The organism is Rheinheimera soli (assembly GCF_021290985.1).
Taxonomy (GTDB): Bacteria; Pseudomonadota; Gammaproteobacteria; order Enterobacterales; family Alteromonadaceae; genus Pararheinheimera; species Pararheinheimera soli.
Genome location: NZ_JAJOYU010000016.1, coordinates 100,593 through 110,764 on the forward strand (window position 1 = coordinate 100,593; position 10,172 = coordinate 110,764).

14 protein-coding genes are annotated in these 10,172 nt (G+C 43.0%); 2 read left to right on the forward strand and 12 right to left on the reverse strand.

Translation table 11 applies throughout. The annotated features are described in order from the left end of the window. The first annotated feature begins 5 nt into the window (after positions 1–5). Positions 6–620 carry a hypothetical protein gene (locus LSG37_RS12655; RefSeq protein WP_233080220.1) on the forward strand — a complete coding sequence of 205 codons (615 nt, stop codon included), beginning with the start codon at positions 6–8 and terminating at the stop codon, positions 618–620. 51 nt (positions 621–671) lie between these two features. Here LSG37_RS12655 and LSG37_RS12660 read toward each other — a convergent pair whose 3' ends face one another. The 8 genes from LSG37_RS12660 to LSG37_RS12695 form a co-directional block, all read right to left on the reverse strand. Then, positions 672–1,124 carry a carboxymuconolactone decarboxylase family protein gene (locus LSG37_RS12660; protein ID WP_233080221.1) on the reverse strand — a complete coding sequence of 151 codons (453 nt, stop codon included), beginning with the start codon at positions 1,122–1,124 and terminating at the stop codon, positions 672–674. Positions 1,125–1,167: 43 nt separating this feature from the next. Further along, positions 1,168–1,983 (reverse strand): helix-turn-helix domain-containing protein, encoded by an 816-nt coding sequence (locus tag LSG37_RS12665; RefSeq protein WP_233080222.1) that lies wholly within the window; start codon positions 1,981–1,983, stop codon positions 1,168–1,170. A 39-nt stretch (positions 1,984–2,022) separates the two neighbouring features. Further along, positions 2,023–2,487, reverse strand: a complete 465-nt coding sequence (locus tag LSG37_RS12670; RefSeq protein WP_233080223.1) for a DUF4920 domain-containing protein — start codon at positions 2,485–2,487, stop codon at positions 2,023–2,025. Between the two features lie 21 nt (positions 2,488–2,508). Next, complete coding sequence (locus LSG37_RS12675; RefSeq protein WP_233080224.1) at positions 2,509–2,802, reverse strand: nucleotidyltransferase family protein; 294 nt, start codon at positions 2,800–2,802, stop codon at positions 2,509–2,511. After that, on the reverse strand, positions 2,795–3,223 hold the full coding sequence (locus LSG37_RS12680; RefSeq protein WP_233080225.1) for a nucleotidyltransferase substrate binding protein: 429 nt from the start codon (positions 3,221–3,223) through the stop codon (positions 2,795–2,797). Before LSG37_RS12680 ends, LSG37_RS12675 begins: the two co-directional genes overlap by 8 nt. Before the next feature lie 96 nt (positions 3,224–3,319). Continuing rightward, the gene (locus LSG37_RS12685; RefSeq protein ID WP_233080226.1) at positions 3,320–4,447 is read right to left on the reverse strand and encodes a serine hydrolase domain-containing protein; all 1,128 of its coding nucleotides are present in this window, start codon (positions 4,445–4,447) and stop codon (positions 3,320–3,322) included. 16 nt (positions 4,448–4,463) lie between these two features. After that, complete coding sequence (locus LSG37_RS12690) at positions 4,464–5,846, reverse strand: M23/M56 family metallopeptidase (protein WP_233080227.1); 1,383 nt, start codon at positions 5,844–5,846, stop codon at positions 4,464–4,466. A gap of 1 nt (position 5,847) precedes the next feature. Then, positions 5,848–6,246 (reverse strand): BlaI/MecI/CopY family transcriptional regulator, encoded by a 399-nt coding sequence (locus LSG37_RS12695; protein WP_233080228.1) that lies wholly within the window; start codon positions 6,244–6,246, stop codon positions 5,848–5,850. Positions 6,247–6,425: 179 nt separating this feature from the next. On the opposite strand from LSG37_RS12695, the gene LSG37_RS12700 reads away from it, so the two are divergent. Next, on the forward strand, positions 6,426–7,064 hold the full coding sequence (locus tag LSG37_RS12700; protein ID WP_233080229.1) for a sce7726 family protein: 639 nt from the start codon (positions 6,426–6,428) through the stop codon (positions 7,062–7,064). Here LSG37_RS12700 and LSG37_RS12705 read toward each other — a convergent pair. The 4 genes from LSG37_RS12705 to LSG37_RS12720 form a co-directional block, all read right to left on the reverse strand. Continuing rightward, positions 7,045–8,097: a beta family protein gene (locus LSG37_RS12705; RefSeq protein WP_233080230.1), complete on the reverse strand. Its 1,053-nt coding sequence runs from the start codon at positions 8,095–8,097 to the stop codon at positions 7,045–7,047. The genes LSG37_RS12700 and LSG37_RS12705 overlap by 20 nt on opposite strands. Continuing rightward, complete coding sequence (locus LSG37_RS12710; protein WP_233080231.1) at positions 8,097–8,645, reverse strand: ImmA/IrrE family metallo-endopeptidase; 549 nt, start codon at positions 8,643–8,645, stop codon at positions 8,097–8,099. Before LSG37_RS12710 ends, LSG37_RS12705 begins: the two co-directional genes overlap by 1 nt. Next, the gene (locus tag LSG37_RS12715; RefSeq protein WP_233080232.1) at positions 8,645–9,253 is read right to left on the reverse strand and encodes a hypothetical protein; all 609 of its coding nucleotides are present in this window, start codon (positions 9,251–9,253) and stop codon (positions 8,645–8,647) included. Before LSG37_RS12715 ends, LSG37_RS12710 begins: the two co-directional genes overlap by 1 nt. A 118-nt stretch (positions 9,254–9,371) precedes the next feature. Continuing rightward, on the reverse strand, positions 9,372–10,172 hold an 801-nt coding region (locus LSG37_RS12720), incomplete at its 5' end, for a hypothetical protein (RefSeq protein WP_233080233.1).

Here is a 10,172-nt window from a genome sequence, read left to right on the forward strand (position 1 = left end):
GTTTTATGCGAAATCATGAGTATCTGTGGCCCGGCATTGCGGCTTTGTTGTTGGCGCTGTGTTTTCCGGTGTACTGGTTATCTATTTTTCATCTGAGTTCAGAGAACTTTATGGAAGTCTATAAAGCGGACCTGCTGAAACTCAGCTGGTCAGATTTGGCTTTTGTGCTGATAGGCGCACTTGAGGTCTATGTGTACCTGAGTTTACGTCGTAGTTTTGCAGAACGTTTGCAGTCGGGGTCGGCAGCTGTGTTGTTACTTGTGATGACCTTGCTGGTTGTGGCCTTTCACGCCACAGTAGTGGTAGATCTGGTGATCGTGTTTTCAGGTGGCGTGATGCCGGATGCACAACTTAGCATGATCGCTGAAACTACAGTGGCTGTGGCACTTGGTATTTTGTTCGCCTATGCCGTAGTTGCATTTGTGTTGGCTATTGTGTTGTTGTTAAAGCGAACCGCGGCTTCTGGCCTGTTAAAATGTTTTGCCGTGGTGCTGTTGGTTTGTTGTGTTTTGCAGTTCAGCGTTTTCTTAAGCCCAGGTACTATTTTTCTGTTTCCTGTGGCTCTGTTGTTGCTTGCGTTCTATTTTTTGAAAGAGCCGCAAGAACTGGAACTGGTGTAAAGCTAAAAACATGGAGCGGGCCTGGTGCCCGCCCGTCTATTCGATAACGCTTTAAAACTCAGGCTGAAAATGAAAGGCCACTGCGATACGGTTCCAGCTGTTGATGGTGACGATCAGCGCCGTCAGGTTCAGAATTTCCTGATCTGAGTATTCTGCTGCGACAGTGGCATAATCCTGATCCGACACCCCTTTACCTGCCACTAAAGTTAAAGCTTCAGTCCAGCTTAACGCTGCTTGCTCACGGGCTGTAAAAGCAGATTTCACTTCCTGCCATGACGGCAATACATCCAGCCGATGTTGTTGTTCACCATCTTTTCTCGCTTCATTGGCATGCATATGCTGGCAAAAAGCGCAGCCGTTTAACTGGGAAGCACGAATTTTCATTAAGTGGATCAGGCTTTTATCCAAACCAGAATCTTCGGCTGCTTTGGCCAGACCGACCAGATGCTGCACTATGGCTGGCTGACCTTGATACACAGCAGTACGACTAATACGTTTTGACATAAACACCTCCGTTAGTTGAGGTGTTTAGTGTACGAGCCAACGATCAGGCTGAATTGGAGAATTGCGACATCTTACGTTTTTTATACTGACCAGGGGTTTGGCCTGTGATGCGGACAAAATGCTGATGCATATGAGCCTGATCATAAAAACCAGCTTGTTGCGCCACACTGGCTAAGTCAATAAGCGGGTTGTTGCTGATTAAAAATCTCGCCAGTTTTACTTTAAACAGCAGCTGTAATTGCGCAGGTGATAAACCTGTTTCCAGCTTAAATAAGCGTTCAAATTGTCGGCGGCTTTTTGGTAGTTGGCTGTACAAGTGCTGCAAATCGGCGGCTGGTTGCTTCAATAGTGCCAGACTTTTTTGCACCAAAGTTGCATTTGACACTCTCTGTTCGGCCAAATGTAATAACCAACATTCAATAGCCGTAAGCCGGGCTGGCAGATTGGGGCTGTTCGCCAGTTGATCCAATAACCAGTCCAGGCCCACCAGATTGCACAAGCGAATATCCAATGCTGCTTTCGTCAGCTCTGCAGGACTCACGCCCAATAACTGAAAAGCTCCTGTGGCAAGGAAACGCACACTCAGCAGATGCTGGCCTGGCAAAAATGAACTATGGTTTAATTGCTGGCTATAGTGGAGATAGGCCGAGGGTAGCTGGTTTGGCAGGAATTCAAAGGTCAGATTGCTGCCGCCATCCGGATATTGTGGATAAGGTTGTGTGATATCTATTTGTTCTGGAACCTGTATGGTCCAGTACTGCTGCACCCAGGGTTTTAGCTGCTCAGAGGGCAGATGCTGGCTAAAGCCCAAAGCCATCAAGCTGCTGTTGGGCTGAAAATGCAACTCTTGAGTGCTCATGTTCGTTCCGGACGACCAAAAAGGTCGTCCCTACCATTATTAATCTGCAATCTCAACAGCGACAGGCACTAACTGATACAAAGTGATGGCTTCAGTAACGCTTGTTGGATCAAAGGCTTCGCCTTGTTCTTCGGCTTTATGCGCCAAGTATTCGCGGGTTGATTCTAAATCCATTTCGATAGGGTCCAGCTTGCCACTGGCGTAAGCAGTTTTACCTTTGGCGCTGACCGGAAACACCATATCGCCGTCTCTTACTTTAATGCGAAAAGTCGGCTGATTAGCATCGGCCGCAAATTGCATCCAGCAGCCTTTTTTCTTGCAGACCGCTTCCACAGTGCCTTTGACCGTTACTTGTTGCTGCAGGTAACTTTGTGGTTTCGCCAGAATATCAGCAACCTCAACCAGTTTGGTTTTATCGACAACACCACCAAAAGTGCTTGCTGAAGCGCTAAAGGTAAGCAGTGTCAGTGTGGTGCTCAAAAACAGCTTTTGTAGTAATTTCATCATTCACCTTATTAAGCTTATTTATTGGATAACCTGATAATTTTTCAGGATTAGCTGTTGAAACTCGGCCGAAATATCATGCCAGTCCACCAGATCGACCTTAAAAGGTAAGTCGGATTCTTCCAGCGCATCCTGCAGTTTAAATAGTTGTTGTGGCGGCAAAACCTGCTTCGCTACGAGAGCTAAGTCTAAATCAGACCATGCTTTGGCCGTACCTTTGACTCTGGAACCAAAAGCCCAAACCCTAACATCAGGTACATGGTTGCTGAGCAATTGTCGCAACAACGACAACTGAGCATCTGACAGATTAAGCATTACGCTGCTGCAACCGCTGCAGTACAGATAAAGCCTGAGTCTCAAAATTCAAAGCGGCCTGATACACAACTGATGCTTTGTCCTGATCATAAGTGTGAGACGTGATATTGCGTTGCCGCCTGAATTCAAACCAGAGTTCAGGGTCGTCCAACAAACCTTTTTCCATGGCGGTACGAATCAAATCCCGAAAAGAATACTGGTCTATATCGCTTAAAGCCGCTGCGTCCTGCTCCAGTTGGCGTTTGATCATTTTGACGCAAAGCTCATAACAAAACTCAAAGTTCTGGATAACTCCAGCCACGACCAGACGTTTCTGGCTTTCAGATAAGCCAGCAATAAAACTCTGATTTTTGCTGTCCTGCACTGCTTCAGACAAGGACTTGCAAGCCAAAGCTAAAGCGGATAAATCCAGAATTTCCATAACAGCCTCGCCTGAGTCAAGATAAAAGCATTACAGCAGCTACACCCTGTTTTGGCAATATTGCCGATAAGAGGTGTCTCAGCCTCTGAGTTCAACCTAAGTACTTAAAACCTGTTGCCAGAACCATTTGGCTAAATCTCCTGTGATATCGGCTTCGGCATTGGTCAGCAGCACTAAACCTATGTCCTGCTCTGGTGAATACGCGATGTAAGGCCGGAAACCATCGACGACACCACCGTGATAAAACAGTTTGTTTTCATCGTATTGGATCACACGCCAACCACGGCCATACCAGCTTGATACCTGCTTGAATTGTTGCCACACCGGCCAGCGAGGTTTGCCGCGTAACTTCACCATAGGTTGTTGCAACTGAGCTAAAGCTTCAGCGCTGAATACGCCGGGTTTATGCCCCAACATCGCAATCAGGTACTTGGCCATATCATTGACGCTGGCATTCACGCCGGCGGCTGGATTGACCCAATAAAAGTTCGGGTCGATTTTGACAGGACGCCAGCCTTTGCCGCCTCTTTTATGTGGCATGGCCTTGTTTTCAGTGGCTAAAAAAGGAGCATAGCCCACCGAAGCTGTGCTCATTTGCAGAGGTTTAAAAATACGTTCGGGCAATAATTCTTCGTAGCTTTGACCTGTACCACGATTGAGAACCTGATCCAACAAAGCAAACACAATGTTCTGGTAGCTGTAACAAGTACCGGGTTTACAGCCTGGGTCAAGTTCCCGAAATTTAGGTAAAATTTGCTCCGGCGTTTGTTTGTCTTCCAGCATATTTTCATAAGCATGAGGCATTAATCCCGTGCTTTGGCTAAGTACCTGATCTACTTTAATTTGCCGGGTAGCAGCAGCGGTTTTTAATTTAAATTCAGGTACATAATTAATCAGCGGCAAATCTAAATTTACTTTACCTTGCTGCGCCGCCAATACGCTGATGCCCCCGGTAAAGGTTTTCGATACTGAGGCCAGCCGGAACACAGTATCTGCATCAATTTTGTCCGGTTTGCCCATAGCCCGTACACCATAACTGCCGGTGGCAATAATCTGGTTGCCACGCACTACAGCATAAGCTCCGCCCGGCACTTTGGCTTTATTCAGTTGCACACGAAATTGCAAATCCAGCCCTTGCAGCAGTTCGGTTTGTTGAAACTGTGCTGAGGTTGAAAAAACGCAAAGCAAGAGGCTGCATAAGGTAGTTTTTATAAATAATTTCATCAGGTTGCCTTAACTGCTACAACTTTAAATAAGGAGTTGGATCTTGCTGTTTTCCGTCAACCAGCAATTCAAAATGTAAATGTGGCCCAGTCACCCGGCCTGTAGAACCCACTTTGCCTATAGGCTGGCCTGGTTCTACCGTCTGGCCTGGTTTTATATAAAAATCATCCAGATGGGCGTACAAGGTTTGATAACCGTGACCATGGTCAATCAACACAGTTTTGCCATATCTGTCATGTAAGCTTTTGTCGTCGGCAATCAGTACTTTGCCTTTTTGCGCTGCTTTTACTGTGGCACCACGTTTGGCGCCAAAATCCAACCCCTGATGTGGGCGGTTTTTGCGAAACGGGTGTTTTTCACCATAAAACGAATTGATCGGCACTTTACCAACGGGCAATACCCATTCTTCAGGCGGTGAGCTGAAGCTAAGCTGAGCGCAGCCCACATTCAGTAGTAAAGCGGTGCTGCATAACGCAGCTGTAGCGCGCCATTTTTGCCAGAAGGACAGCACAGGAGCTGGCTGAAATAACTGCTGCAAACGTTGTTGGTAAAAACTTTGGCTTGCTTGGTTTTGAATAAAACCCGGCATCAGCGCAGGCATCTGCTCTGCCTGACTCTGCTTTAAACTGCAAAGCAGAGTTTGGCCATACAACAGCGCTTGCTCTGGCTGCTTTTTAAGTACAGCTTTGTCCACTGCCAACTCCATACTGCGGATAAAGGCCTGTTCAATCAGCCGTAGTATTGGGTTAAACCAACATAAAGCCACCAGAATACGCAGTAGTAAAAGCTGTTGTGGGTCGCGTCGTTGCAAATGAACCAGTTCGTGTTCTATCAATAACTGGCGCTGCTGTTCAGACATAGTCTCTATATAAGCAGGTAGCACCAACACTATATGCTTCCAGCCGCTAATAAAAGGTGAAACAGCAGCCTGGGTTTGGCGAATTTCAAAACGCTGAGGCAAGACTTCAAGCTGTGCTTGGCTTAGTAATGACGCTGTATCTACCTGTTCTGCCTGAGCGATCAGGTGCTGTACCTGCTGCCATTGTTTCACTAAGCGCCATAGCAGTAACAGGCTGACAATACATACAAAACTCAAGGTGATATACCAATAAAGCGCGGTATTCACCGCTGGTTCCACTAAGCTGGGATGTTGCGGTTGCGCAGCTAAAACCTGCACTGAAGTCAAAGTATCTTGTAGCAGTACAGACGGAATACTCCAGTGTTGATAAAGCTCTGGCATAGGCAGCAGAGGTAAAAAACTTAAAATCAGTAAGCACCAATACAAAGCAGGCCAATGCTGTAAAGCGCTGAATTTCTTCAGTAAAGGCTGAGTTGCAAACCAAAGCAATCCGGACCAAAGGCTGCAAAGCAGTAAAGAAAGCAACAATTGTTCAGCCATCTTAAGCCTCGCCGTTTTTGTTTGGCGCATTTTGCTGCTGGGCTAAATCGGCCAGCAGTTTTTCTAAGTCAGCTATTTCATCCGCATTCACCAGCTTGCTGTTGGCAAACATAGCCACAGGCAAAGGACCATTCAGTTCAAATACTCTGCGGCCAAAATCCTGCGCAAAAGCCGCCAGCGTGGGCATTTTATCCAGTAGCGCTCTGTAGCTGTTTTTATTGCCCAAAGTTTCACAAGCCACAAAACCTTTTTCGCCCATCCGCTCCAAAGTTTTGCGGGTAGAGGAATAACCCCAGCCCAACACAGACTCCAGTTCGTCATGCAATTCACGGGCAGTAAGAGGTTGCTTTAGCCAAAGTAACTTCAGAATTTCCAGTTCAGGAGCAGTAGGTTGGTGCATAAAATTGAATCTGTGATTTCACTATGCCTTTAGAGTGCGACAAATGTCACACCAAGGTCAAGTAAAATCTGCGACATTTGTCGCGGAAAAATAATAACTTTGGATTGGATCTATTGGTCTTTAACGGTATATTTCGCATCTGTATGAACTACATGTGCTGGATACTTATAAGGTGTTTGATGAGGGAAATTCATCTCAAAAAAATTGTTTTGGAGTATTTTCTTAAGTCATCGAAGAACCTTAATGGAATAGGATTCGAGATCGCAGTTGATCATCGGGAGACTCGTGCTGATGTGGTTTGCCTGCTAAACAAGCGGCTACATTGCATGGAAATAAAAAGTGCAAGAGATAGTCTTGATCGTTTATATAATCAATTAGCAAGTTACAGTAAATACTTTGATTATGTTTCGATAGCTGTGGAGGAAAAACATTTAGAAAAGGCAACAGAGTTAGCACCTGAACATGTAGGCATCTACCTATTCTTGAATGGGAGGCTGATCAAAAAAAGAAAAGAAAAAATCATTAAGAGTCTTGATCCAAAATCAATATTATCAACAATAAATGTTAGGCACTTAAAATCTATAAGCACTACTGTTGGAATAAAATCAAATGGGTTGATGAAAGAGGAGCTTGTTGATGCTTTATCTAATATCTTAACCTTAAAAAATGCACTGTTTCATTCGAGAATGCAAATATCGCTAGACCTCGAATCCCGATTAAAAATTTTCGAGAGAGAAAAAGGTCAAATTGTCACACCAGATGACATAAGTTTATTATCAAAAAAAGCAATGTCTAATATCAGTTCTTTCTTAATCTGACTCTAGAAGTAATGTAATAATTTACCCTAATAGCTAACCAGTATGCGGGGCTTTTACCTTCGGGCTCAATTAGCGCTTTTGCTATTTGTTCATCAGCCCAGCAGTTCAAGCTCGTATATTCGGAGTTATGTACAATTTCATTTGCACACCGTTTGTATCCGCCTATTCCATCTTCTCCTCTTCGATATCGTCTGTAAATAAATCTATCTTTAAGTGATATATCTATGCGCGGGACGAAAGTTCCACCTTTCATCTCAACTTGTTTTGGGCAAACAGAGCCATAATCACCATACTTTATTTCTCTAAATTTGTTTTGAAGAGTGGAAAAAATTATCTCTTCATATATAGGGAAACTACCTTTATCATCATCTCCTAGATCAGCCGGCACTAGTGGGAAGGAGCTTCCTGTCATTATGTGGTAGATGCTACATGTGTGTTCGCTTATGGAATTGATACTTCTAGATATGTTTTCCGCAAACTTAGAGTAGTTTGATTGTGTTATTAACTTTTCTTCAATAGAAGTGTCCCATAACAAGTGTAATGTACATTTACTTGGCATTACTCTAGTTATTTCAGAGACAATTTTGTCGGGATCGTCTAAGTCTATAGGTAGTCTGAGTGAAAAATCATTATAGCTTGTAGACATCTGCTGTATAAATTTGACTACTTCAGAGAAGTCATCTTCGGAATAAATGTGTAATGCAGGTATTATTTTTAAATCGGAATATGCTTTCAGAAATTGCTGCCATTCATAAAAGCCATGATCTGGAACTAGTAATTGCTCCAGTTGCACATTCAAATATTTTGGGCTGGTACATATATCAAGAATGAACTGTCTATCTCCAACTGCTTCAGAGACTTGCCGCATTCGTTTATGAATATCTCCATCAGGATTTGTCTTTTGTGAGATCCTAGAGCGCGTCAATTCGAAAACTGGAATTATGCAATCTTTTACATCATCCCTAAGGTTTCTTATGCCTTTTATTTCCGCATCTCTTGTTTTAACTAATGGATAATATATTTTTTTACTCATTAAGCTCTCTCAGCTAAACCTAAGCTTTTAGCTCGAAGCTGAACCGCTTGAGCTGACACATGAAAGTGGGACGCTATATCCTCTATCTTGCTAGATATATTCTTTATATACGCCATAAATTTTTCCCTAGGCATCAATACTTCAGAGGCAAAGCTATTTGCTTCTTTTTCCATTGCATTAAGTTCAGAATTTCTGAAAAACTCTGAATCATTAAACTCAGTACTGTCTTTTCTATGAAGAATATAATGTGCTACTTCATGTGCTATTGTAAATCGCTGCCGATTGGGGTGATGCAACGAGTTGACCTTTATTCTCCAATATCCATCAATCTTATCTTTGTATAGACTGCCAGATACATCATTTTGTAATGGTTCAAATGTCAGCTTCAAACCCAAAATATTAACTATCTCATTAAGGTCAAGAGGCTCCATCTGAATTCCCTTACTTTCAGCAAACATTAGCATGTCATCAACGTTACTAATTTTTGAACTCTCAAGTACAACTCGTGATGGAACATCTTTTTTACTCGCACCTCTAATAAATGCCATTATTTAGCCTCTGATGCAATTTCAATCTCTCCTTCATTTACTGGCTCACTGTTCAATGATACAGCTTGAGAAATTACTTCTATATGCAAATTTATTTTGTTTATTGACTCGTCATGGCTTTCAATCTTGGCACTGATATCATCTATATCGTCTCTAAGGTAACCCAAGTTTCTCATTAACGAATCATCAATAACGCTGCTAAATGAAGATGTCTGTAAATATCGTTCGAGATAAATTTCTGTAGATTTTCTCGTCTCTTCGATTGCCGCAGCTTCAGACGATCTTTTAATTATAAAGTATATAAATACACTCATAAGAGCAATTATAGACAAGAGCAAAGTTATTATTGTTCCGTACAAAGAGTTCTGATGCTCAATTATTGAGTTTATAGGAATTATATGTCCGTCTCTATGCAATTTGTTTAGTGATGCTATATTTCTGGCGTCAGGTTGCTCATCAAACTCTTGAATTGCGTATTTGTTCTCGTATTTCTTTAGCAAATTATCTTTATCGGAAGCTACAGCGTGAAAGATCGCTAGTGATATAAGCAATGTAAAAATGGCAGTCAATCCAACATACCACTTAGCTAAGAGAACGGTTTTCATCATGATGTTGGTGTTACCCAGATTTGTCGATCATTCATAGATATTTGTGTCCAAGACATATCTGATGTCTTAGCGTAAGAATAAAATCTACTTGTGTATGAAGCAAGATTAGCTAACAAAGTTATTCCTCATTTTTGATGCTGAAAACCCTAAAGGAAACATACTTGGTCATACCAAAGCGCAATGTAAATTTTCCGTGCCCTGATTTGCCGCAGTGTCCAACAAGGATAAAGTCGGCACCTTGCAGGTCGTCAATGTCCTTGAGTTTGAAGTTGTTTAGTAAGTTTCGTTTTAAGTCGTTGTCGAGCAAAATGCTGGGCTCTTTGCGGTAGTCGCCCATGTTCAGCCACAGTTCTTCTTCTGTCTCGTTTACGTTGTTAATTCTTCCCCAGAAAATATGTAGTGACTCCAAATGTGTGTCTGCAATTTCTGTTACGTGAACCAGTAGTGTTTTTAACTCACCTTCCAGCAATACTCTGCCGGAGTCTGCAACTATCTTGATGGTTTGACCAGCATCAGCAAAGTTAGCATTGCGACAAAGATGGGTTAAAAGTTGCCTTAATGATTTGTCGGTCGGAAAGCCACTTGACCCAATTACTTGTTGGCCTTTTGTATTTTTCCAGGGTGATGGTTCTTCGTTGTATTTCTCGGCAGATTCAGCAACAAGAATTGAGCCGCCTTTATTTTTGTCTAAATCGACTCTGTAGGTTGAATTGTCTGGCTGATCTTTCTCATCGTCATCTGTGGTCAGTACAATGGTCGAGGCATTACAACCTTCTTTATGGTGAGCAGAAAAATAAGCAGAGCGTTCACGATCGCCAAAGATATGGCTTTTAACAAACCAGGCTTTCTCTCTACACTCGTCGCAGATAATCAAACCACGATACTTGTCGGGCTCATCGGCATACTGCTGGGTAGTACG